The 24,444-nt window shown below is 39.0% G+C and carries 21 protein-coding genes and 1 pseudogene; 4 read left to right on the top strand and 18 right to left on the bottom strand.

Annotated features, from left to right (window positions below; translation table 11 throughout):
* Nucleotides 1–41: 41 nt before the first annotated feature.
* The 5 genes from ABJH98_RS04390 to ABJH98_RS04370 form a co-directional block, all read right to left on the bottom strand.
* Entirely contained in the window at nt 42–950 is a 909-nt protein-coding gene (locus tag ABJH98_RS04390; protein WP_348306416.1) for a DUF4835 family protein, read from the bottom strand.
* On the bottom strand, nt 931–2,133 hold the full coding sequence (gene coaBC / locus ABJH98_RS04385) for a bifunctional phosphopantothenoylcysteine decarboxylase/phosphopantothenate--cysteine ligase CoaBC (RefSeq protein ID WP_348306415.1): 1,203 nt from the start codon (nt 2,131–2,133) through the stop codon (nt 931–933). Before coaBC ends, ABJH98_RS04390 begins: the two co-directional genes overlap by 20 nt.
* Before the next feature lie 11 nt (nt 2,134–2,144).
* Nucleotides 2,145–2,468 (bottom strand): DNA-directed RNA polymerase subunit omega, encoded by a 324-nt coding sequence (locus ABJH98_RS04380; protein ID WP_348306414.1) that lies wholly within the window; start codon nt 2,466–2,468, stop codon nt 2,145–2,147.
* Nucleotides 2,469–2,470: 2 nt separating this feature from the next.
* Nucleotides 2,471–3,286: an outer membrane protein assembly factor BamD gene (gene bamD / locus ABJH98_RS04375; RefSeq protein ID WP_348306413.1), complete on the bottom strand. Its 816-nt coding sequence runs from the start codon at nt 3,284–3,286 to the stop codon at nt 2,471–2,473.
* 74 nt (nt 3,287–3,360) lie between these two features.
* Entirely contained in the window at nt 3,361–5,034 is a 1,674-nt protein-coding gene (locus tag ABJH98_RS04370; protein WP_348306412.1) for an OstA-like protein, read from the bottom strand.
* A 152-nt stretch (nt 5,035–5,186) separates the two neighbouring features.
* Between ABJH98_RS04370 and tilS the strand changes: the two genes are divergently transcribed.
* From tilS to ABJH98_RS04355, 3 genes are all read left to right on the top strand, one after another.
* Nucleotides 5,187–6,527 carry a tRNA lysidine(34) synthetase TilS gene (tilS, locus tag ABJH98_RS04365; RefSeq protein ID WP_348306411.1) on the top strand — a complete coding sequence of 447 codons (1,341 nt, stop codon included), beginning with the start codon at nt 5,187–5,189 and terminating at the stop codon, nt 6,525–6,527.
* Complete coding sequence (locus tag ABJH98_RS04360) at nt 6,520–7,044, top strand: cyclic nucleotide-binding domain-containing protein (RefSeq protein ID WP_348306410.1); 525 nt, start codon at nt 6,520–6,522, stop codon at nt 7,042–7,044. Before tilS ends, ABJH98_RS04360 begins: the two co-directional genes overlap by 8 nt.
* A gap of 103 nt (nt 7,045–7,147) precedes the next feature.
* A complete protein-coding gene (locus tag ABJH98_RS04355) occupies nt 7,148–8,074 on the top strand; it encodes a malate dehydrogenase (protein WP_348306409.1) in 927 nt (308 codons plus the stop codon).
* 123 nt (nt 8,075–8,197) lie between these two features.
* Here the strand turns inward: ABJH98_RS04355 and ABJH98_RS04350 are convergent, their stop codons facing one another.
* The 7 genes from ABJH98_RS04350 to ABJH98_RS04320 all read right to left on the bottom strand — a co-directional run bounded on the left by ABJH98_RS04350 (nt 8,198) and on the right by ABJH98_RS04320 (nt 18,143).
* On the bottom strand, nt 8,198–9,184 hold the full coding sequence (locus ABJH98_RS04350) for a hypothetical protein (RefSeq protein ID WP_348306408.1): 987 nt from the start codon (nt 9,182–9,184) through the stop codon (nt 8,198–8,200).
* 158 nt (nt 9,185–9,342) lie between these two features.
* Nucleotides 9,343–9,735, bottom strand: a complete 393-nt coding sequence (locus ABJH98_RS04345; RefSeq protein ID WP_348306407.1) for a DUF1801 domain-containing protein — start codon at nt 9,733–9,735, stop codon at nt 9,343–9,345.
* A gap of 23 nt (nt 9,736–9,758) precedes the next feature.
* On the bottom strand, nt 9,759–10,466 hold the full coding sequence (locus ABJH98_RS04340; protein ID WP_348306406.1) for a membrane or secreted protein: 708 nt from the start codon (nt 10,464–10,466) through the stop codon (nt 9,759–9,761).
* 60 nt (nt 10,467–10,526) lie between these two features.
* Nucleotides 10,527–12,761: a heparinase II/III family protein gene (locus ABJH98_RS04335; protein WP_348306405.1), complete on the bottom strand. Its 2,235-nt coding sequence runs from the start codon at nt 12,759–12,761 to the stop codon at nt 10,527–10,529.
* Nucleotides 12,761–15,076 carry a chondroitinase-B domain-containing protein gene (locus tag ABJH98_RS04330; protein ID WP_348306404.1) on the bottom strand — a complete coding sequence of 772 codons (2,316 nt, stop codon included), beginning with the start codon at nt 15,074–15,076 and terminating at the stop codon, nt 12,761–12,763. Before ABJH98_RS04330 ends, ABJH98_RS04335 begins: the two co-directional genes overlap by 1 nt.
* Before the next feature lie 52 nt (nt 15,077–15,128).
* A complete protein-coding gene (locus tag ABJH98_RS04325) occupies nt 15,129–16,076 on the bottom strand; it encodes a sugar phosphate isomerase/epimerase family protein (protein ID WP_348306403.1) in 948 nt (315 codons plus the stop codon).
* Between the two features lie 153 nt (nt 16,077–16,229).
* A complete protein-coding gene (locus tag ABJH98_RS04320; RefSeq protein ID WP_348306402.1) occupies nt 16,230–18,143 on the bottom strand; it encodes a chondroitinase-B domain-containing protein in 1,914 nt (637 codons plus the stop codon).
* Nucleotides 18,144–18,461: 318 nt separating this feature from the next.
* On the opposite strand from ABJH98_RS04320, the pseudogene ABJH98_RS04315 reads away from it, so the two are divergent.
* A pseudogene (locus ABJH98_RS04315) lies at nt 18,462–18,584 on the top strand (dienelactone hydrolase family protein); the annotation flags it as partial.
* A gap of 53 nt (nt 18,585–18,637) precedes the next feature.
* On the opposite strand, the gene ABJH98_RS04310 reads toward ABJH98_RS04315, so the two are convergent.
* The 6 genes from ABJH98_RS04310 to ABJH98_RS04285 form a co-directional block, all read right to left on the bottom strand.
* Entirely contained in the window at nt 18,638–19,465 is an 828-nt protein-coding gene (locus ABJH98_RS04310; protein ID WP_348306401.1) for a DUF3667 domain-containing protein, read from the bottom strand.
* 119 nt (nt 19,466–19,584) lie between these two features.
* Entirely contained in the window at nt 19,585–20,787 is a 1,203-nt protein-coding gene (locus ABJH98_RS04305) for a hypothetical protein (RefSeq protein ID WP_348306400.1), read from the bottom strand.
* Between the two features lie 189 nt (nt 20,788–20,976).
* Complete coding sequence (locus tag ABJH98_RS04300; protein ID WP_348306399.1) at nt 20,977–21,417, bottom strand: hypothetical protein; 441 nt, start codon at nt 21,415–21,417, stop codon at nt 20,977–20,979.
* Nucleotides 21,418–21,606: 189 nt separating this feature from the next.
* Nucleotides 21,607–22,887 carry an amidohydrolase family protein gene (locus ABJH98_RS04295; protein ID WP_348306398.1) on the bottom strand — a complete coding sequence of 427 codons (1,281 nt, stop codon included), beginning with the start codon at nt 22,885–22,887 and terminating at the stop codon, nt 21,607–21,609.
* A 12-nt stretch (nt 22,888–22,899) separates the two neighbouring features.
* Nucleotides 22,900–23,502 (bottom strand): hypothetical protein, encoded by a 603-nt coding sequence (locus ABJH98_RS04290; protein ID WP_348306397.1) that lies wholly within the window; start codon nt 23,500–23,502, stop codon nt 22,900–22,902.
* A 221-nt stretch (nt 23,503–23,723) separates the two neighbouring features.
* Nucleotides 23,724–24,338, bottom strand: coding sequence for a hypothetical protein (locus ABJH98_RS04285; RefSeq protein ID WP_348306396.1), 615 nt, complete (start codon nt 24,336–24,338; stop codon nt 23,724–23,726).
* Nucleotides 24,339–24,444 lie beyond the last annotated feature (106 nt).

The raw sequence follows: 24,444 nt of genomic DNA, 5'->3' as shown, positions 1-24,444 counted from the left end.
GAATCTTTTTCAAAGTTCAACACTAAGAAGAAGATGTTGGATTAGTTTTCTAAAATCTTCTTAAACTCTTCTGTTTTCGAAGGTTCTAAAGCTTTTAGAATATTGTACACTTCACGTCTTTGAGCTAAATCTCCCTGTGAAAAAATGCTCACTATTTCGTCCATTTTCGCATCAAGGAACGATATGATCAATATTGAACGCGGTTTGGCTCTGTTTACGGCTTGCACTTTTTTCAAAGCTTCTAAAATATTAGTTCTTGCAGTTTCCGGATCATCAGCCATCAAATCCAATCCTTTGAGGTGATACTCATACGTCACTTCCCGCATAGGTTCCATCACTTGATCAATGCTATTCTCAGCCCACCAATATCGATTCCTTACACTATTAAACTGATCCCAACCAGGTATACCGGATTGCTGAGCATTGTTCACCACTTGCCAGGCCGCCTCATAGTACGGCTGTCCTCCCAGGTTTTCAAAAGAATCGAAATCATTGGCTAGAATCATATAGGCATAAAACCCTAGCATTGAAGTAATATTAGACAAATAGGTGTTCGGTTGAAAATCCAAAGGCTGAGACTCCGTGTACTCAAAATTGAAGTCACGATCTGCAAAATTGATCAAAACAGCTTCATAAGAAGAATTGTACACTGGACGAGCTGAAACTACTTGTACAGTCGCTTGATAGTTGCCAATCGAAGGCTGAGATTCTAGCGTAATATTTATTCCGCAATTGATTCGCTCATTATTTTCAAAACGATCCTCTGCCCATTTCCTGTCATTGAGGAATTTAGCAAATTCAATTTCCATTTCTTCAAACACCCGCCGCTCTGTAGTTTCGATCTGAATGGCCTCCACATTGACTTGACAATTCAATTCTTGTGCATAGCTACCCGTAATGGAAGCGATGAAAATTAAAAGAAATAAAATGCTAAGACTGGATTTTTTCATGAATACAGTTAAGGATGTCATTGGCAACTTTTTGCTTCGATTTAAGCTCAAAGTACTTCGGTTTTTGATCAACGCTGAAGATAGTAATTTTATTAGTATCCACAGAAAATCCTGCACCATTATCATTCAAAGAATTGAGTACGATGAGGTCAAAGTTCTTTTTAGACATTTTCTCTTTGGCATACTGCTCCTCCTTTTCTGTTTCTAAAGCAAATCCAACATTGATTTGATGAGTTCCTTTGCGCTTACCCATTTCAGCGGCAATATCCTTATTCTTCACCAACTCAATAGTCATCGACTGACCTGCCTTTTTTATCTTTTCTACTGCTTGAGAAACCGGCTTATAATCTGCAACTGCAGCTGCGAAAATGGCAATGTTTGTCTCATCATAAGATTTGGCTACTGCTTCGTACATTTCATCAGCAGATGATACTTGTATGAGGGAAATAGCGTCAGTCACTAATTCATAATTACCTGGCCCCGCAATTAACTGGACTTGGGCGCCTTCATCTGCCATGGCGTGAGCCAATGCCAATCCCATTTTACCTGAAGAATGATTGCCAATAAATCGGACAGGATCAATTTTTTCGTAGGTTGGTCCAGCGGTAATCAACACCCGTTGACCTTCGAATCGTTTTTTTTTTGAAAAATGAGCTGTAATGTGGTTGAAAAGCTCCTCTGGCTCAGCCATTCTGCCTTCACCAATTAATCCACTCGCCAATTCTCCATGCTCAGCATCCAGTACCTGATGTCCATAAGATTGTAAAGTTTTAAGATTAGTGCATGTAGAAGGATGTTTGTACATATCCAAATCCATCGCTGGGGCAATCATCACCGGGCATTTGGCTGACAAATAAGTAGCCATCAACAGGTTGTCACATAGCCCATGAGCCATCTTGGCTATGGAATTGGCGCTGGCCGGTGCTAGGATCATAAGATCAGCCCAAAGACCCAATTCAACATGGTTCTCCCATTGCCCTTGATCATCTTTCTCGAAAGAAGAAACCACTGGATTTTTGGACAGCGTAGAAAGCGTAAGTGGAGTAATAAATGATTTGGCTGACGAAGTCATTACGACCTTCACATCACAGTCAGCCTTGACCAGGAGTCTGATCAAAAGAGCGGATTTGTATGCGGCTATGCTGCCGCATACTCCTAGTAATATTTTCTTCCCCTTTAGCATTGGGGCGCGAATTAAATTTCGATGCCGCCTTCTTCTTTCACAGCATCTCGAACCAAAATTTTCCCTTCAGAAAATTCTTCGATAGCCACTACAGTAGGCTTTGGCATTCTTTCGTAAAACTTAGAAATTTCGATTTGCTCTCTGTTTTCAAAAATCTCTTCCAAATTGTCTACAGTAGATGCAAATTCTGCCAATTTCCCGCTCAACTCTTCTCTCACGTTAGAAGAAATTTGTCTAGCTCTTTTAGAAATTACATTTAGAGACTTATAAATATTGCCAGTAGAATTTGACAATTCAGTAATATCTCTTGTTACAATTGATGGTTTAACCGCCATTATTATGAATTTTTAGATAATTTTTTCGTTTGTTCTAGTGACTCCACATAAAACTTCTCAGCCTTTTTTACGAACTCACTATCTGGATACCTGTCTACAAAATCTTCGTAGATTTCAATAGTTTTTTGAAACCGTTCTTTTTGCTTCGCACGAATACTCTGCTTGGCATAACTAAACTCTGAATCGACTGCATAGTACAGAATTTCTTCGTTTAGTTTAGAATCTGGAAACTCATCAGCGAAAGTTTCGAAAGCTACCCTGGCAGCTTCCCATCTTTCTAGCTTATGATATTGTTTAGCATTTTCAAATGCTTTCTTTTCTAATTTTCTCTGTAGCTCATCTATGTACTTTGTGGCGGGCTGAGCATATTCGCTATAAGGGTTTCTATTGATGAAAACCTGAAACTCATTGATCGCCAAGTAAGTACTACTCTGATCCAGATTGTAATCTGGGCTCTGCAAGTATGCCGAATAAGCAGACATATATGCCGCTTCTATGGCCCAGTCACTTCGTGAATAGATCGTCGCAAACTCCTTGAAATAGCTTCCGCTTAGAATGTATTGTCTTTGGTGATAATAAGAATAAGCTCTATAGAAACTAGCTTTTTCTGCATCGAGGGTACCTTTGATGATTGGTAATACCTGATCAAACAGGACTCCTGCTTTGTAATACTCCTCTTCTTCGTAGTAGCGAAGTGCGGCCTCATACTTCAACTGCCAATCGGTACTTTTTTGTAGTCTTTTGAATTCACTACAAGAAATAGCCAAAATCGACGCAAAAACCAGTACAAAATTCCCTAAAACCCTCATTTTTCGCATAAGCCTGCAAATATAGCTTCTTTAGTTTAAATACAATAAAAATTGAGATGAGATTCATCCACCTTTCTGACGGTTTAGCGCCCTTTAGGTAAATGTTGTTCCGCTTGCTTTAGTTGCTTGTCGATTCCAATTTTTTTTCCCTTTTTCATTAACTCCTCCCCCTTCTTCAAAGCGTCAGGGTGATCATCCATTAATTCTTTGGCCTTCTTTTCAATCAATTCTTGTTTTGATACCTGATCTCCAGGTTTGTAATATGTCGCTACTTCATACAATTCTGGACGTTCGTCAGCTCGCCAATCGAATTCTTCAAGAAACATCTCACTTTCCTCTAACTCATGTGGGGGTATAAACTTGGCTTCTGGCTGTGTGTAAAAAGTGATATTCTTCATTACATTTTCATCAAACCGCAAAGTCATAGAGCTACAAAAAATCTTATTCATACCAATCATCAAACTGTCACCCTTCAAAACGAAATAGTGACTCTCGCCATTTCCGTCGATATCCATTTCCTGAATATCTCCATACTCATTGAAGTCACCGATCATTTTGCGACCCTTGATCTGATTGTGCTGACCGAGTGTATCAATTGATATCAAAAAAGCATTTCTCTTGAGTGTCATGGTTCTTAGAATATCTTCTTGAAAGAATAGTTCTATACTATCGGACACCATCTGACTGCTTTTATTCCAGATAACGGGATCATTGTACATGTGTATAATTGAATCAGAAAGAAAGTACGCCACCGAATCACATTTTCCCTGCATATTGAGTTTGTACATAAGAATATTATGAAAGGCTAAAATTCTCTCCTTATCCTTGTCCACATTTTCTATGGAAATCAATGTATCCGAAACCATGAAAAAAGTATCCTGTTTCATCACTCGTTTCATCAATGGCCTTCCATATACCGTACTTAAACCTTTGCTCTTTTCATAAACAGCCTTATCTCCTAGAATGAAGATATCATCCTTTTTTGAGGTCATAACTACATTACCTTTAGCTGTATAAATTTTTCTTTTGTCGTCAATAAAAATCTCATCCCCAGTTACTACATAGTTTTTGGTTTCAATTGTACCTTCATCAAATATGGTCTGATCATGTGCTGTCCTAAACCTTCCTCCGTCTGCATCTACGGTGGTTCCATCTCTCCTTACGATATAGGTAGGACCTTTGGTTACTGCCACTTTCGAAATCGACGAATATTCCAATGTATCTGCCTTCAGGTTAAAGTCTGGTGCAACCAATAACACGTCTTTATAGAAAAATGCCTGACTGCTCTTGGAGTGATAAACCCCATAGGTACTGGTGAGGGTATTTCGCTCGTCCACAAGCTTACCATGCTCTTTGAATTCCCCCACTTCTGTAAGAAGATTATAATCAAGAATATCTGTATAGAGTACTTTTCTTCCTTTTCGATAAACCACGTCTTCTCGAAGCAGAGCCATACCTTCATCTCCTTTGTATATTAACTTTTTGGAGGTAATAGTCACTGAATCGTCGACTATTCTTACCCGACCAAAAGCCTCCATTTCATTCGATTTGGAATAAAAATAAGCTGAATCACAATATACTGTAGTTGACTTTTGGGTAAAAACAACGTTGTACAAGAGCTTTTTGAATCGAACTTTGCCAGCTCGTGAATTCGTTAATCTATCGGCTTTATACTTTATTCTATCTCCTTTCTGAGCCATGACGCCAGAAGAAAAAAGAAGGGCACAAACCAACCAAAACAGAAATGTATTTCGCATAGTGAAAAAATATGGAGCAAAACTACATGGAAACCATGATATAAATAAACTATAGCGCATTCAACTCGATAAGCAAATTGCACACCAAATGAAGCAGTGTTCGTTCGCTTACCTAACGAAAAAAAACTAAGTTTGATCCAAAATTCTAAAGGTTGAGCACATTACTCCAATCATTCGAAAAATTCGTCAATAAAGAAGCGCTCTTCACGACAGAAGATGACCTGCTGATAGCCGTCAGCGGTGGATTAGATTCTGTGGTTTTACTGCATCTTTTAATGTCATTGAAGTATTCAACAGCAATTGCACATTGCAACTTTCAGTTGAGGGGTAAAGATTCAGATCAAGATGCCACATTTATTGAAGGTCTAGGGAAATCATATCATGCAAAAGTTCACTTGCAAAAATTCGACACAACAACTTATGCGGAAAACCATCAGGTATCCACACAGTTGGCAGCAAGGGAATTAAGATACCGCTGGTTTGAAGAACTACTTGCTTCTCACAAATACAAATATCTACTCACCGCACATCACGCCAATGATCAAGTGGAAACCATGCTGTACAACCTGACCAAAGGCACAGGAATAGCAGGATTGCGTGGTATTCCATTAAAGAATAATTATGTCAGACGACCCTTATTATTTGCTAATCGAGAGGAGATTGAACTGTATGCCAAAGAGCATCAGTTAGAATGGCGAGAAGATGCTTCTAACCAGCAAGACAAATACAGTCGAAATCATTTACGGCTAAATGTAATACCAGAGCTAAAGGAGATCAATCCGGGCTTAGAGCAAACGATGCTCCAAAACAGTCGCAGGTTTGATGCTTTAGAAAAACTATTAATGAAAGAGGTGTCTAGCATCAAGGGCCAATTCTTCAAACAAAAGAATACTACTTACTCTCTGGGCATGGAATGGTACGATGAATCCAAAGGCGGGCTTTCGGTTCTTACCGAGATATTAAAACCTTACGGATTTAATTTTGATCAATGCATTTCAATTGGAGAGGCGACAAATGCTCAGGCCATTGGCAAACAATTCTATTCCAGAAAATTTGTACTTGCCATTGACAGAGAAAAAATCAGTATTGTACCACAACAATCGAACGAATCGTTTTCGATACTCATAAGCGACATAAACCAATTAGCCACGGTGCCGTTTGCTGATTTTACTTTAGAAATAACCGATAAAAATGAAAGCTGGTCTAAAGACACCAAAGTCGCCAATCTAGATGCAGACCTTATTAGTTTACCTCTAAAAATCAGGAATTGGAATCAAGGAGATTTCTTCATCCCCTTGGGAATGAAGGGCAAAAAAAAGATCAGTGATTTTATGATTGATGAGAAAATTCCCGTAAACTTGAAATCAAGGGTTACGCTATTTGAATCAAATGATGACATCATCTGGGTGGCGGGGTACCGAATTGACGATCGATACAAAGTCACACCTAAAACTAAACGCGTATTGATCATAAAAATGACTGATCATGTTTAATCCATTTAAGAAAAAATATAACAAAGAAGAACTTGAACTGATCGCATTTTTGGCTCAGACCAGGCACTTCGAAAAATTGAATGAAGATGAACTGGCTCTTTTTCTTCCATGCATGCACCTAAGAACTTACCAGCAAGACGAAGTGATTTTTTTCTCAGGCGACCCCAGCCATGCACTTTATATCATAAAAAGAGGATCAGTATCTCTTTCTATAGATGTAAACAATAGATTTGAACAATTAGCCGAATCACATAGAGGGAGTATTTTTGGGGACAATTGCTTAATTGAAGACGCCAAAAGAATTTACACTACTGTAATCACGTCTGAAAAGGCACAGCTTTATGTCATACCTCAGATCAATTTGCTTGAGATTTTTCAAAATCACCCAGAAGTAAAAGCCAAAATGATGAGTGCTTTTTCTGAAATTTACAATGAGTACACCACTCAACTTTTCAAAACTTATAAGTCTCACTTTGGATTCTTCGAGCTGAGCAAAGTCTACCAGGGAAAAATATAAGCAGCCCTCAAGAAATCATTCCTTTTTGTCAATTAAGCCCATAATTTGGCTATTTTTGCGGCAAGAAAAGATCCCTAATTTAGAATTAAAAAATACAAACAAAATGAAAGTAACCGTAGTAGGTGCCGGAAACGTAGGCGCCAGTGTAGCTGAGTATGTAGCCATGAAAGAATTGGCTGATGAAGTAGTGATCCTAGACATCAAAGAAGGTTTTGCAGAAGGTAAAGCCATGGATCTAAACCAATGTGCCACCCTTAATGGATTCAACGCAAAAGTAATTGGTACTACGGGCGACTATTCTAAAACTGCAGGTTCTTCTGTAGTAGTGATCACATCAGGTATCCCAAGAAAACCAGGGATGACAAGAGAAGAATTGATTGGAACTAATGCAGGCATTGTAAAATCTGTGACTGAAAACTTAGTGAAGCACTCTCCTGACGCCGTGCTTGTAGTAATCAGTAATCCTATGGATACAATGACTTACTTGTCTGTTAAAACTAGTGGATTGGCTAAAAACAAAGTGATCGGTATGGGTGGTACTTTGGACAGTGCGAGATTTAAGTACAGATTGTCTGAAGCATTAGATTGTAATCCAAATGATGTAAAAGGAATGGTGATAGGTGGACACGGCGATACGACTATGATTCCATTGACAAGATTGGCCTCTTACAACGCTACTCCTGCTTCTAACTATATCTCTGCAGAGAGAATGGAAAAAGTGGCTGCTGATACGATGGTAGGAGGAGCTACATTGACTGGTCTTCTAGGCACGTCTGCATGGTATGCTCCTGGTGCTGCTGGCGCTGAAGTAGTTGAGGCGATCATCAGAGATAAAAAAATCATGATGCCATGTTCTGTTTACTTAGAAGGTGAGTATGGACAAAAAGATATCTGTATTGGTGTGCCCGTAATATTGGGTAGAAACGGTATCGAAAAAATCGTAGAGTTGGATTTGAACGAAGACGAAAAAGCGAAATTCGAAGCTAGTGCCACTGCCGTTAGAAAAATGAATGACGCACTTGAGCTATAAGTTGAAAGTTCTAAAGTAAAAAGTTTGCCCTTTTAATCACTCAGGGAGACTGATGAAAATACAAACTCCCGCCTGATTATTCAGGCGGGAGTTTTTTGTTGTGATTTGACTGATCATCAAGTGTTATTTCAATTCTACCAATTTGGTTTCATTCGTAATAAACCCTTGAGACTTTACTATGAGATTGACCATACCTAACTCAGGCACAAACCACTCTGTTTTGTAAGAAACAATGTAACCATCGTTATTGACCAATTTATTTTTATCTAAACGATTAGCCACCTTTTTGGTCCAATAGTCCTCTACGGTTGTATTCATTTTTTCTACCGCCACACGGCTATCATTCGACTGATAATCAAAATCCGCAAAGGTTTTAGTCCACAATTCAGACTCAATAACATAAGCCGTGTATTTCTTCTTACCTAAGGCATACTCAACAGTTCCAGTTACCTGCGCATTCGCATTATTGATTTGTAACGTCAGAAAAGATTTGGTTTGAAGAACCTTAGTGGGCGTATATTGAACCCAACTTTTATTCATTCCGAAACCAGCATAACTTGTGCCTTTTGCTGAAACAACGTTCACTTCTATAACATCAGTTTCTGGATAAGTCCACAGGTAATCCATATAGGGCTCCAATTGATCTCCAACCTTGATAGCTTTTGGAAGCTTATTGACTCCTAATAAGGAATATCCCACCTTTTTACCCTGTGGACTCATGGACTCTTGAAAACCAATTCTTCTGGCCAGGTATAACGTATCAGCCGTACATGAGATATGGGATTCGTACTCAACATTATTAATCGTTGCTACCATTTTTGCATGGTCTAACCCTTCCTTATTATCAACTTCTGTGGCCACATAGGTCATATCAAAAGTATATTTTGGCTTCATCTTTCCTGCCATCACTTTTTCATTATGTTCAGCGATTATTCCTTCCCTTTTAGCTGGCTTAGTTTTTGTCCATTTATTAATATCCTGTGCTACGGGAGTATCATAGGATATAGAGGAGAGCTTGTAATTCTGTCCTTTTTTCACTGGCAGGCAGTCTTGTGAGTATCCCATGACGCTAATAGATACAGCCATGAGGCTAAGAATACATTTCTTCATTTGCTTGATGTTTAGATTAATTTGTTGAAAGTTAATTTCCTAATCAAACAGCTTCAATACCTAGTAGTACGGATATTTAGTTCGGTTTTGATTCAAGCGATACTGCTACTTAAACAAAAAACTCCCATCTGAGTAATCAGGCGGGAGTTTTCATAGGTTTATTTTATCCGTTCGAGCACTCCCTTACTTTTTACGATGTTTTTGTAATCCCATTGAATGTCTCTGGATTTTGCAAGCCATCTCTTTAGTTCGACTTGATTAATCTCATTAACAGACTGATAAAACATAGAAGCATCTTTAAACTTAACTCCTCTTACATTCAGTCTCTCCTCCTCAAAATCTGCCCCGCTCCAAAACATCAATCGCAAGCCTTTCTTTTGTTTGCTATAGCCTACAATCGGATTACCATCCAAAAACCAAACGGGATGAGCATGCCAAATTTTACTTTCGGATTCTGCTAATTCGTGGTCAATCACTTCATACAAGGCATCACAAATGGCTTCATCTATAGAATTTTGTTTTTGATGATATGTTTTGATTTCAAGATTCATTTGTATTGAGCTGGTTAACCACCCTACTCCCTCACACTCCAAATTTCGTGAATAGGATCACCTTTACTGGAAAGGCCTTTATGATTCCACTGGCCATTGTTCAGTTCGTAGTCAAATTTCAAACTCAAACCAGCCTTGGTATCATCACGTGAAAAAAACACTATGTTTTCGGTATAAACACCGTCTTCAGTTGTGTAGGTACCACCTCCGGTTCCTTTAAACTCCTTCGTTTCTGTATTGTAAGCAATCCATTGGAATCTAGTGCCTGACAATATTTTCATGGTTTTTCGAGGTCGGGTGGTATCACGTGTCTGAGTTTTCCCATCTCTTACTCGACCAGACATCAGCCAAGCTCCTTGAAGTGCCCCAGGACTTCCATTATCTATTCTTTTGAACTTTACCTCACTGCCTACAATTTGGATAAAATCCTCTGTGAGCACTATTTCAAAGTTGGGAGTAGTACCTACTTTGTCGGGATTATCGGTATGAAACTCTACCTCCTCTGTCATGATGCTTCCTTCCAGCTTCCAAGTACCTCCATTGGAATGGATGAATTTCCCTGATTCTGCTTCGTAGATACTCAATACTTGATAACCGTCAGAAAAAATCAGCACGTTTCTTAATTGTACACCCTGATCAGATGTGGTTAATGCTTCCCATGCTCCTATCGGGCTTTGCGCCGTTGCTTTTAAAGAAAGGAACAAACTCAAAAGTAAAAACAGCTTTTTCATGATGATTGATGGTTTTGGTCTCGTTAAATAGGGTTTCTACAATTTAATCAATTCCTTAATTTAATAATCTACAACCCAACGCGATCCTGGCTCCAGCGTCTTTCTTTCCTTCTTTCCTTTTCCTTTTGGAATCAAAGTAATTGATTGACTTTCTGAATCCAAGGAATAAATAAAAAGTTGATTTTCGGTGCGCTTAATAAACACATCCAATACTCCTTCTGCTTGTATAGTAAATTTTTGTCCTTTAATAGCTGTCGCATCGAATACATATGTACTGCTATCTGAACTGAGACTATTGGCAGCATCTCCCTCCAATTCCCATTCAGATAGACCCACTTTCCAATCATTTATCCGCCCTATCGAGTTTTCATCCAAGCGGTTGCTGTATCCCTTGTAGGGGTATATAACGGTAAGAAAACTGAAATCCTTTTGATTCTCTTTTACTATCACACGCCATTGTTTGCCACGCGTACCATCACTCATCACGGTATCCACATCCATCAACTGCAAAATATCGTGTCCGCTTGCGTCTGGTGCAAACGATCGTAAGAGTCCAGGGCCATTTTCAACCGTATAGTGCCCCTGCCATACCTGTTTGTAGTTGTGTTGATTTTCAGAATTGAAATCGTCTTTGACTATCCAAAACTCATCATTAACAAAAATCACTTGCCTAGTATACGTGACCCCAATATTTTTAAATCCATCATGACGTCCAGCAAAAAAGTCAAAATGATCATTGGTCTCCCAGGCAATCACTTCAGGGTTTGGCAATCCCTTGAATTTACCAAATCCACTTCCTCCTCTATTGGAGGTGTAATTTTTTCCCTGAAGTTGATCATCTACCAAGGCCACATTCTTGACCATCGAATTCTTGAAAAACCCGTAGTCTTCAAGCGAATAGCGCACCTGATAATTAGGAAGAATGACATGCCCATTGGCTATGGCTTGAATGCCTAACATATCGCCATGCTGATGATCAGGCTTATCCTCATCCAAACCTGCTGATACAATCATCATTTTGTCCTCTTCATCCCAACCTTCTCGCATGATGAAATATCCCGTATCATCAAAAGACAATGAACCATAGGTTGGTTGCTTTCTTTGGATGTTTTCTAGCATCTTAATTTGGTCATTGCTAAGAAACCAATACACCCGATCATCTACTTTATCAGTAGCAAAATACCCGAATTCAGGATCTTCAAATAACAAATACCCTAGGGTCATGGCGCCAGAAATATCATTTTTCTCAGCCCAAGGAATCTCCGTGTCGTCCTGCAGCACGGGTGCCGTCCGGTCAGGATAAGCTACTTTGACTAGCGTAGTAAATAAACCTCTGAGTTTTTCTTCCCATGCCTGATCAATCGGAATGTCATTTAATTTGGCTAACTGATAAACATAGTAATAATTGTTAATGTCGCTCATATGGTAATGAACGGTACGCTCAAACTGAAAGCCATCGTCATTCACTTCCTTGTCTATGTGCTCTTTGAGCCGAAGCATCGAACGATCCATCCACAGGTCAGTTCCTCGAAAATCCCTAAGCAAAATAGCCAGCATGGCCAAAGCGGACATGCCTCGTGTTTGATGATTACCCGGCACAAAGCGATCATTGTCTTCGTAGAGGTGTTGTCCGTGCTGAAGCAAAGTAGCTATCGTGGTCAACTGATCCTGATCGGAGTATTCAGGTTCGTTCAGAAACATATTGTGAATCCAGAGCCAATTTAGGATTCGATAACCCGACCTAAATGCTTCGTAAACTCCATTTCCATCCTCAATTTTCTCGTACTCACCCGTTTCCAAAGCCGCATTTAATGAACCCATCTGGTTTTCAAAGTATTGGATATACTTTGGATCTTTGTCCGTGTTAAAATAATGCAGTGCAATGTCGACCATCTTGTGCTGACGTGCCAAGTGTCGTAAAGCATACGCATTCACTGGCTCACCATTCAGGTAATTAAAAGGCAACTTCCATAGGGTGGAATCCGCATACTTACCCATATGATCCAGCGCTCGTTTGGCATGATCTTCCTGCTTATTGAATACCGCATTGTAATGTGGTAGCCTTTGAGCAAAGGATTGGTAATCATAAAAGAAACGCTCGGAGAACTTCTGACGGAAGTATTCCGCCAGATCGCTCTCAGATATCTCATTTCCGGAAGCTATTTGCTTACGTATGTCTGCTTTCAGCAACCCTACCAATTCCTGATTATCTACTACACGATCAGAAACTATGAGCTGAGAAAAGGCATTTTCTCCAATGCCAAGAAATATTAAAACAAAGACAAACTTCCTCATTAGTACATCAATTTCATTGGTAAATTTTGCTCAGTGATCATTTTTCCTGAGTTTTCGATTATGTTGTTAGAAGCCGAATTGTTTTTAGCTCCCCAGAGTCTGGCAACTAATTCCACTTGGTTATTCTCAAAAGAGTTTTCAATCAATGCTACATTGATGATCCCGTAGGTATTGATCAAAATGCCTGACTTATCTTTCGCTCCGCAATTGCTAAATGAGCTTCCTTTTACAAGCAAATTGCCTCCAACCGTAGACTCATCATAGCCGCCTCGGTAGTAGTCGATTACATTCGCTCCTACATTTTCAAATTGACAATCCGTTATAAATACATTCTCCGCATTGTATTCTCCTTTGTCTTCATCTTCAGCGGCCAGTTCGATACCATTGTTGCAGTTTTTAATGCTTGTGGATTTGAACTTGATGAACTCAGCAAAAGAAAATTTATATCCTTTCAGCACGTAATCAAAGTTGGATATTTCTACATCCTTCACCTTCAGATTGTATAAACTAGACATATTTTCCTTCAAACTAGCAAAAGCATAATTCTCTCCCGACCCAGTCAGCACGATAGACTTCAACTTAAGCATACCCTTGGGGTTCATTTCGAATGCCGGAGTAGCTGCCGGCCCTTGGTAAACGATGGTCGATTTCTTCGTAGAATCTGCTGATTGGATGGTCAACTTTTTAGCAATTTTTAATGGTGCATTGAGTTCATAACTATCCGCAGAAAGCGTTACCACATCACCATCATTGGCATTTTCGATAGCATCTATCAATTCTGAAGTTGTGCTTGCTAAGTACGTTTTAGATGTTTCTGTTATAGCACTTGGATCATACCAATCTGGCCCATATTGAGACTGATCCATGATATTTGGCTTCTGCACCTTTGACCCATTGATCGCTCCTATAGAATTGTTGCCTTTTCGACTATTTCCAAACAAATCTTTTGTAATCTGTTCAAATTCAAACCCTTGATATGGTGCTATGGAAGGGAAGTCGCTGGTAGGCACCCAGATATTCTCATCAATTTCATTCAAACTAAAATCCTTGGTTTCAAGGCCTTCCACACCTTGAAACGATACTCCTTGGTTATTGATCACGTTGCTCTTGAAGTCAATCCCGTTGATGGAATCGTGACGGAAAATCGGCATCTTGTCACCAGTACTATTGTAAATCACATTATTGGCCAGCAAGGTGCGAATAGGTCTTTCCGATCTGATTTCTGAGGCTGGCAAAACGTCCTTTTGATCTACATTTGACCCTACACCAAATTGCCATGGCGAAGTACAATCCACCCAAGTATTATAAGCCACTACCACATCAGTCACCTGAAAATAGCGATTAACCGCAGGCCGTCGGATCCCGTTCATCATAGCCAATGGCGCTCTGAAGATTTCACCTCGTAATTTGTAGAAGTAGTTGTTCATCACCCAGTGACCGGTGCCGATCAATCGTATACCACCAACTTGTGGAGAATTTTCATCTCCTATGAAATAATTGCCATCCACGATGCAGTAGTTGCCATGTCTGGTCACCAATGACCCTTGACTCTTGTAGAATACGTTATTTCTAAATTCATTGAAATTCGTTTTACTAGAAATGATCTCCACTTCACCATTGCAGCGATCGAATAGATTACTCTCTACTAGCGTATGGCTTGGAGACATCGAGGTTCCGCTATTCCCTATCTGGATGGTCTCTGCACTTGGGCCGCCTTTTGGCGGTCTGGGTCCAAAGTGGTTGTTGTTGATCTTGTGGTAGTTTTTGATGCTTTTATTTCCGGCTAAGTCTACTCTGATGGTTGGTCCTCGATTAGACTTTCCTTCTATATAACAATGATCAAGCTGATTGTGTCGGCCTCTGAATTGCACCCATAAATCAGCTTCATTACGCTGTGCTTTATTGAAGTCTTTGATCACACAATTGGTGACGCGACTGTGGTTGGCCACTCGTTTACTATCTTTTGCAAACTGGATCACGGTACGAGAGGGAGAAGCACCATTGGTGAAATATAATCCGTCTACTACCAGATACTCTCCAGCCAGCTTCAGATCCGATTGGCCTTGAATGATGACCTGCCCAGGCGTTTCCGCTCTAAGCGTAATGGGCTGTTTCTCTGTTCCGCTAGCATAAAACCGAATCTCAATATCATCCCATTCTCCATTGGCCATCACAATTTCTGTTCCGGGCTGAGCATTAGTGATGGCAGCCTTTAGTTCTTTGGCATCTGAGACTTTTACGCTGTTTTTAGTTGTTGTTTGTTCGCAACTCACCATTGTCGCAACAAGTGTGAGTATTAAAAGTAAGTGTTTCATTTGTATCAAATTTATTAATCGTACTGATTGAGTGTTTTTGTCTTGTATGTATTTAAGCCTCCTTCCAAAATCGCTGAATAGTGTCTAAGTCTTTATTCATGGCATCAAAAACCACCTGCTGATCAACTTTAATTTCGGTTCGTCCTTTTTCTGCTCCACCCAGTGGGTATTCCAGATGCAGACTGACCGGAGGGTTTAGCCCATAGCTTTTCAATTGCTTGAAATAGGTTTTGAAATCTACCATACCTTCCCCTATGGGAACGTTCACGATGTTCCATTTCCCCTCTACCTTATCCCATTTGAAGTCTTTCAGTGCGATGGTTTTGATCTGTGACCGCAGCAATTGTACGCCATTCGGCCATGACTTGCCTCCTTCTGCAATCGCATGACGGATATCGTACTGCGCACCAAAATACTTTGGGTCTGCATCCTCTAGAATTTTCTTCACTTCCCAGACCGAAGCGCCTATTTTCAATCCGGAGTGGTTTTGATAGCATCCTACGATACCATAGGACTTATTAAGTTCGGCTAGCTGACGAACCGTCGCCTTGTAGTAGTCCAGCGATTCTTCCAGAGAAATATCGTTCATGTAACTAAACCAATTGCTCCTGTAAAATTTTACACCTTCTGCGGCAGCAGTCTTAATCACCTCTTCATCCACCAGACTATTGGCATCCGAAATGGCTGTAGTAATCATATCACAGGAAAGGCCAGCTCCATTGATATCACGAACAGCTTTTGGCAGGTCTCTTTTTACATTTTCAGGTAGCACATGCCCCTTAGGCCGAACCGTCAGATCCAGCCCTTGAAAGCCTATTTTCGCTGCTGACTGAGCAGCTTCTTTCCAATCGAGAAAATGAAGGTGTTTGGAAAAGAGATGAACGGTTAGTGGTTTATCCAATTCATCAGAACTCAAAAAATTCAGAGGATTGGATACTAAAGGCACAGCACAGGAAACTGTACCCATTTTTTTGATAAATGCGCGCCTTGAACCATCCATTGTTTTGTTTTTCTAATTGGTCTACCAATTACTGGTAGGCTAATTTGCAATATAGCAATTTTATCACATCTATAAATTCGATCCGGTCATTTCCGAAATGGAAACGCTCTAAGATTGGCGCGATCAATCACACGAATGAGTACTGTAAAATTCTTATTGCTTGATGAGATTTTGTCTCTCACTATGAATCAGTCGGTCATCGAAGCCAAACTGCTTGATGCTCACTACATATATCCCTTTTGACAAATCAGAAATATCTAGTTGAATAGAATGGTCACCAACTACAAAAGAATCCTGGAGACCAATACCTGTTTGCTGGCCAGTGATAGTTAGCAGTTCCAGTTGAATTTTTGATGCCTGGTTTGTACGAATATCAACATTGAGCTTATGTTGAGACGGGTTTGGAAAAATACGCCAGCCCTTCCCATTGATCTCATTGTCAATATTCAATACTTCAGTGAAATTGGCTGTAATGTCCATGTTTCCATCTATTGTGATGGTCTGTGGGTTTGTCGTACCAGAAAGATCCCCTGACCAGCCCGTGAATTGACTCCCATTGACGATAACAGCCGTGGCGATGACGGAAGTCCCAGAGGCATAAAACCCTGAAGGCGGGTTCAAATTAATTTCTCCACTACCAACTACTGTCGTGCTGAGAGTGAAAAACTCCTGATCAGAAAGGTAGATTGGGCCTGTATTACTTTCGTTCACATGTGGTTTGACCACTCCATCAGCGGAGTACTCGAATGCCCCTACATCTTTGGTCGCAGCATCCGTTGGTCGGGTTTGACGCATCAAATCCAATAATATATCTTCATCAATATCCAGCCCTTCGATGGTGGGGATGGCGGGATACTCAGAAGCTCCTTCATCTATGGCAGCACTCCCAGATCCTATTTGCAAATAGCCCTCGCTATTGGTTTCCAACTCCAAATCTACCTCTGTAAGTCCATCAGGTCGAGTAATACCCAATGTCCCTTCTGTCAAGTTGGCTATCCAAGTCTCATTGCCTGTAGCGTCTTCGAACAAGGATTCAGTAGGCTGGGCAAATAAATTATTGGCAAATACAACGCCTTTTGGTTCAAAACTTCCTTCACCTCCGAGTAAAACCGCTGCGCTATTTACTATAGTATTGAAGTAGATATGAATATTCTCTAATGGATCTGATTCTTCATTTTGCAGATAGATCGACCGTTTGTCTAATCCTTCGAAATAGTTGTTATAGATAAAATGGTTTTGACCCTCTCTTACTCTCACTCCTCCCATATTATTGATGAAAAAGTTACCATAAACCACCCCTTGATCACCATGTCTTAAAACCAGCTCCGCCTTCGTATTGTTTTCAAATGTGTTGTATCTAAAGACATTTTGAGCTGCTTTGTTTGAAATCAACTCACCATCTCCATCGCAATTGGTAAAATAGCAATACTCCACAATCGACCGACTTTCATATTCGGCCTGAGTGCTTACACCTATTCTTATAGGCTCTATTCCCATATCGTTACCCGTACCGTCAAAATTTTTGAACGAGCAATATTGCACCTTATGATAACCGGGTGTGTTTTCGTCAACAAGGATAGAAAGGATGTTCTGATCGTCTAGATTCAGTCTATTTTCAAAATTGCTATAACTGACAATGACTCGCTGAGACAATTCATCGATGATTAAGTATTTGTAGCTTGTATAATCTTTGATGTTGATTTGAGTCACCAAAACATCACTTCCATCTATTTGGATGACGTGGTCGGTACCAATGTCACCAGATAGAAACTGGATGCCACTTAGCGTCACATCATCGGCAGGAATTTCCACTTTGGAAGCTCCTGTCACACTCACACCTCCGCTCTTTTCAGCAGTCACAATCACTCCATCCTTATCAATATCCATGAAAATATCCTGATAAGAGCCTGATTCCCAAATGATAGAATCACCTGCGCTTGCATTTTGCATGGCATCATCAAATCCTGCCTGTGTAGAAACTGAAAAATTAGTGGATTGAGCGTATGCTACTCCATCAGCCAAGAGGCCAATCATCATTGCAGCAAGGAGGCGAAAGTGAAATGTCATAAGCTCAAATCTACTAAGCGAAAATTGGTCGACCAATTTAAATATGGAAGAATTTAATTAAATCTTTTCATACGAATACGGTGTTTTCATTTCTAATCACAGCATCTACTTTAAGTCCACCAATGAACGGAACCATAATTATCTAATCAAATCCCATAAAAAACTATGCAAAGAAGATATCCAGCAGCAAGTAATTATATACTTACGCTTACAACAAAATGACTCGAAGAAGGTTCATTGAGAAGCTTTATGTTTATGCCGTTGGAGGCATTATCATTTCATCTTTGATGAGCTTCTCATGCCCAACTATGAAGATGCTGTTTTGGAGGTTGGATATCCAATATGATGGAGGTAAAAGTGCCTGACCTTTCTGCTACTGTACCGTTTTATGGTTCTCAACCTACTACTGAACAAGCGGAGAAAGTCAACGCTCCATTGTTGCCATAAAAAAAAATGTTTGCTAAGTTCAATCGATGAGCTTAACTAAAATTCTATCAAGTCATCCAAAAAGAAACAAAAAATACAATACTTCTATAAATGAATTGAGCTACAAACCCTGATATAAAAATGAGTAAACCACTCCAAATCGTGTGGTACCATTTCATTTGCGCAAATTTTTTAATACTAACAATGGCATAGATTGTCGGAAGCACAAGCATGAAAAATGGCATCCAAATAGTCCAAGGACTCATATGTATCTCCAGCAAACCGTTGATCACCCACCGATACGCAGGAGCCAATGATATCCCAGCTATAATACATAAGAGAAAAACAGCAAAGAAGTGAACACTGAATATTAGACTATCATAGTAGTACTTTCGTTTTCTTATCGCGATCAAATAGACAAAAAAGGCTATCATAGGCACATTCAGAATCATAATGGTTTTGGACACATTGTCTGAGGTTTGCTTATAGATCGGGGCATACGCTTCCAAGTCCAACTCCTCCTGCACCAACTTATCTTCCACCATTCTTGAAGCCAAGGTGCCGTGCGTAGGCTGCTTCATCTGATCAGTCAGTGAAAGTGAATAATCAGTCAATGGCGACACAAAAAAGTACAATACATTGACAAACAAAAACAGTGTAATGGGCGACATAAACTTCCGTCGTTTTCCCTCCAGAAATTCATATGTCATCACCCCAGGCTTGAAAAGTAAATACTTATAACTCACCCAAAACCGATTGTCAACAAAAAAGAGATTATTAAGCAAATCACCTAATAGGTGCTTTAGCGAACGGTCTTTATCCTTGTTTTGTTGGCCACAGTTGGTACAATACTGACCGTTCAATGTTTCACCACAATTGAGGCAGGAATTCGACATAGATGCAAGTGAAGGTTAATATGCTCATGCAAAATAATAGATTTCCGGCTTAGATGGATAACGTTTTAGCATACCTAACATGTAATAATTTTGCTCAAGTAAATAATTCAAATGGTTTCTTAGTTGGTTTTTTCTTTAATTCCGCTAACGATCATCATGAATATTCCTAAGCCCATGGCGGCACTTCCAAGAATTAAAATCACTTGGTTGTGCCAAATGTTAAATCCAGCTAAGATTAATACCACTTCTGTTATTGCGAAGCCTAGTAGCAATAGTGCGCTTCCCATCTTTACAAATGCATTCAAGACCAACCACCTTTTTTCGATTAATAGTGCAAAAAACAGAAAGGAAATGGAACCTATGAGGCTTAGGTGTAAATAGGCGATAACAAGGGATTTGTTGTAGAATGCATACGATTCGAAGAAGGGAAATACAGAAAGGCATTGTAAAATTATTTTTAATGCGAACGAAGCTAAAAAAGTCAGGAAATAAAATTTGAACCAAATGCTTTCTTGCCCAAATCGAGAAGTGAGGTCTTTTGGCAAAGTCAGTATAAAAAAGACAAATGCAACTCCCAAGGTTAGGGCTGAAAGGTAAGCAATAGGCTGAATATGATTAGAAAATTCCATTCCTAAAAGAGATAGACTAATAGCAGGAATCACAATAATTGCAAACAGCCAATAAAATCGAATACCTTGTTTTCTATTATAATGAATATGATTCCTATCCAAATAATTAAAGAACAAGCCCAATACCACAAATAGAAACCAACCATTGTATTGAAGGTGCATGAAGGAATAGACCAATGAAGTGTAAACTTCTGTTCCACCCAACCCTTTGGCCGATGTGATGCCAATCGCATAAGGAAAGACCGTAGAGACTAAGCCAAACCATAACCCGGTTTTTACGAATTTCAGAGATAAGGTATTTTGATCTGAAGTGTTCGTTTTTTTAGTGTCCTTCAAAAACCGAAAAATGAACCAATAATTAAGCAATTGAAACAAGGTGGAGCATACGATAGAATACAAGCCATAACCTTGTAAGGCAAAAGAAACCAAAACCCCAATAACAATAGACACAGTCAGTTTAAATTGTAATGGGTATCGTCCTGTTTCGATTTGGTTTTTGGTCAAAAAAGTATTCGCAAGAAGCAGTTGCATCATCAGATATACCCAGCCTTGAAAGGCCGTATGAGAATGCGCATGAACAAGATTCAAATAATTAAATGGAATTGAAATGAAAGCTGCCGAACGTAGCAACGTTCCTATGAGAGCTACCAGGAAGAGAAAAATCAAACTTATTTTGCTCCATTCAGTTTTCATGTTGTTTGCGGATGATCAGCTAAATGAGTGGTAAGGATTAGAATGCATAACCTCTTGCTTCGCACATAGCCACGCTTTATTTCAAAATTATTACTTGTGGCGGACTTTCCTAGCCCTGCAAAAATGCCCAGATCGATTAAACTCCATTCATTCATTAGCGGATGTGATCTGCTTAACTCCCAGATATAGTTACTGTAGATTGTAAAGAAGTAGACTCTCCAAAGCTCCGATAAAAATACTTATTAGGATTTCTTTTAAAGACAATTTTTCTAAGTTAAATGAATTTGCATGAGCAATCCAAAGAGCCGCCAAAGCACAACAACCAAACATAATAGTTGTATAGATGCCTAAGTTATTGGGCAATATTCCTATCCAGTTCAAAAGATTTAATTCAAGAATTGTATACCCAAATATTGCCATAGCGAAATTCGACTTTACATTCTTTTGAAATAAAAATACTCCACAAGAAAAGAGCATAATGCTAATAAAATATGGAGCAAACTGCATGTAGTATTTAAAGCTAACCCAAGCTTGAAGCTGTATACTAAATTCTGTTCTGGAAATGAAAATAAGGCAAGTAACAAGTGCTACAACTGTGAATGCTGATCCAATAATCTTTCTTATTATCATGTTTTGAATTTAGTTGAATACGTTTAATAAGTACTTGAGAATAGCTTAAAAAAGATAAGCGCTCAAAAGTGAATGAGATGCTATTGTAGCTCGTTAAATTTGCTAATCTTTAGCTTCCTGTCATATTACAGTTTGTAAAAGAATAGTAGCCGATTTCGGCTATTATTTTGATACCTTGTTAGGTGCCGATTAATCTTCATTCTTATAAATTGTACCACCTTTCATAACAAATATTACATTTTCCAGAGTTTTAATATTATTCAGAGGATTTGAATCGACAGCAATAATATCCGCTAAATAACCTTTTTTTATTTCTCCCCTGTCATCAAGTTTTAACATTTCAGCGGGATTAATAGTGGCTGCTCTGATAGCTTCAATATTAGTCATTCCTCTTTTAACCATTGCTGATAATTCCAAAGCATTACTACCGTGAGGCATGAGAGGTGCATCTGTCCCAAGTGCAATTTTTACACCTGCTTTTATGGCATTTTCATGGCTTTTTATAGCTAATGGAATGATGTATTCTCCCTTCTCAACAAGCTTAGGGTTCATTTTGGAATCTAATGGGATGAAATCCATGATCCCTGTTGTAGGCACAAGAAAAGTATTTTTCTCAATCATGAGGTTAATAGCCTCATCGTTTAAAATCGAACCATGCTCTATGGAGGTTACCCCTGCATTAATTGCAGCAATAATTCCGGCAGTACCATGCGCATGAGCGCCAACTGTTACATTATGTCTCTTTGCCTCTTGAACAACTGTTTCCATTTCTATGCTTGTCATTTGTTGTGCACCTACTGATTCCTCTAATGATAAAACACCAGCAGTTGCCATTATTTTTATTCCTTTTGCTCCGCGCTTTATTTGATATCGAGTGGCTTTCAACATTTCTTCTGTACCATCTGCAATACCATTTTTAGGGCCTAAATCCATGACATTCTCGGCAAATCCTCCCATCATGGAAAGATCTGCATGTCCACCAGTTATTCCAATCATATGCCCACATGCAATAATTCTGGGTGCAACGATCCAGCCTTTGTCAGATGCCTCTGATAATGCCACATCTATTAGTTCAACTGAAGGATGAACCTGTCCAATATTCCTAACTGTTGTAAACCCGCTGAGCAACGTTTTTTCTGCATTTCTTGCTCCTCTTAAAGCTCTTTTACTCGCATTTTCAGTTAGCAATTGATATTGATAATTGTCTTCGAAAGTCATATCTAAATGAACATGCATATCCATTAAACCCGGCAGTAAAATTTTGCCCGACAAGTCGATGACTTCTACGTTATCAGAAATTGTTTTGGGGTTGACGGACTTTATTAACCCGTTTTCAATCAGAAGATTTGCTGGTTTAATCAATTTGCCGGTTCTTACATCTAAATACGAGTCTGCTTTAATTAATTGGACTTGAGCTTGCATTGATGTGATGGCCAACAAAAGAAATAGGAACATTAAAATTCTTTTCATATTGTTTATTTTTTAGTTCAGTCTTTCTCCCGATATTTTGTTGAAGTCTAGTGATTTAGTGCCGTATTTGAATTTTACTGATGATTCCGTTAGTTCAATCTGTTTGAAGTATGTGATTTTGAACGAATTATATAAGTTCTCTAATGACCACAATGTTGTTCCTGTGTTAAGGTCAAGACACCCGACAAAATTGATGTGAGCTAGATATGCTTTAGAATCTTCGATTACACTTTCAGTAAGGTTCAGTCCTGCACTTACGTGTGTCCAAGTTGTAGATAAGTCTTTTAAAGAAACACAATTAACTTGAACGTACGAGTCAATGCCGTCCGTGAGCTCGAGAAATAAAAAGAGGTTGGCATTTTGATGATAGAAATACAATTTGTGGATTTCGAAGTATTGGTCAAGTGATATTTTACCTTTCTGGGTTCCTTCTTCGTTGGTTATGTTAAAAGTTCCATCGTGGTTGAAATGCAATTTTCCCTTCTGAGTTTCGAATTGAAACTCTCTCTCAAATTCTGTATCTGTTAGTGGAGATATCCGTTTTGCCGAATTCGTCTGACAGTTTGCGTAATAAACTGAAAAACTCGTAAGTAGCGAAATGAGAAAAAACTTCATAATTCTGGTCTATAACGTTTAGTATATGGCAAGTAGGGCAATAGAAAGCGATAAACTTTCAAGTTTGCACTGAGCCAAAGCGTTGTATTTTGTTTTTAATTTATTCATCCTTAAAAGCCAAATCAATGATTTGGCGTTGTTGGTATGTAGCACTGAACTTTAGTAAACCACCGAACGCCCTATTTGCTATATACAGTGTTGGCGTGTCGTTTTATATTTATTTAATACTCTATTTCCATTTCCCATGTTCCTTGATAATCGATTTCAAAGTGTTCATAGGTTGTTTGTTTGTCAGTTAATATTTCGGATTTGAATTCCTTGTCAATTGGCTTTTCTCTCAACTTATAATCTGTGATAGTGTCAATTTTTGTCATTGAGATAGCAGGGTCTGAGTTGAAATCAATTACTTGTTCTTCTTGAACATAGTAGTATGAATTTGTTTCAGGGTCTGGAATTGATTCAGACTTTTTCGTGTAAATCACTTGAATAAAGTCCTTGTCACTCAAAAGATAATAAGTGTACGTAAAACCATACTCTCCGCAAGTCATGGAGTCAATTGCAAGTCCGGTATTTGGTAGTGAATATCTTCTTATGGTTCCCCAACAGTCACCTGCACCATACTCATTCAAACTATCCATTTTCATTTCGGATAGTTCAAATAACCCAATTACAGGAATATCGAGTTTTTCTGGTTGAAAACCTGTTTGTGTCGATTTTTCAGTCGAATCAACTTTTTGAGTTAGGTCAGTACTTTCGGATTTCTCTGTCTCTGATTTTGTATTAGAATTACAAGACCCTAGCAAACAAACTATGATTATTAAATAAATATTTTTCATCGGTTTCTTTGAATGCACGCCAACGTCTTGATAAAATGAGTGCGCTCACAGTTTGATTGAAGTACAAATCTTTCGATTTGGTGCTTAAGTTTCTATGAAAAAAGTA

It is taken from the genome of Reichenbachiella sp. (assembly GCF_039969095.1).
Classification (GTDB): domain Bacteria; phylum Bacteroidota; class Bacteroidia; order Cytophagales; family Cyclobacteriaceae; genus Reichenbachiella.
Note: the sequence above shows the minus strand (reverse complement) of the source record. Positions and strands in the feature narration are given on the sequence as shown.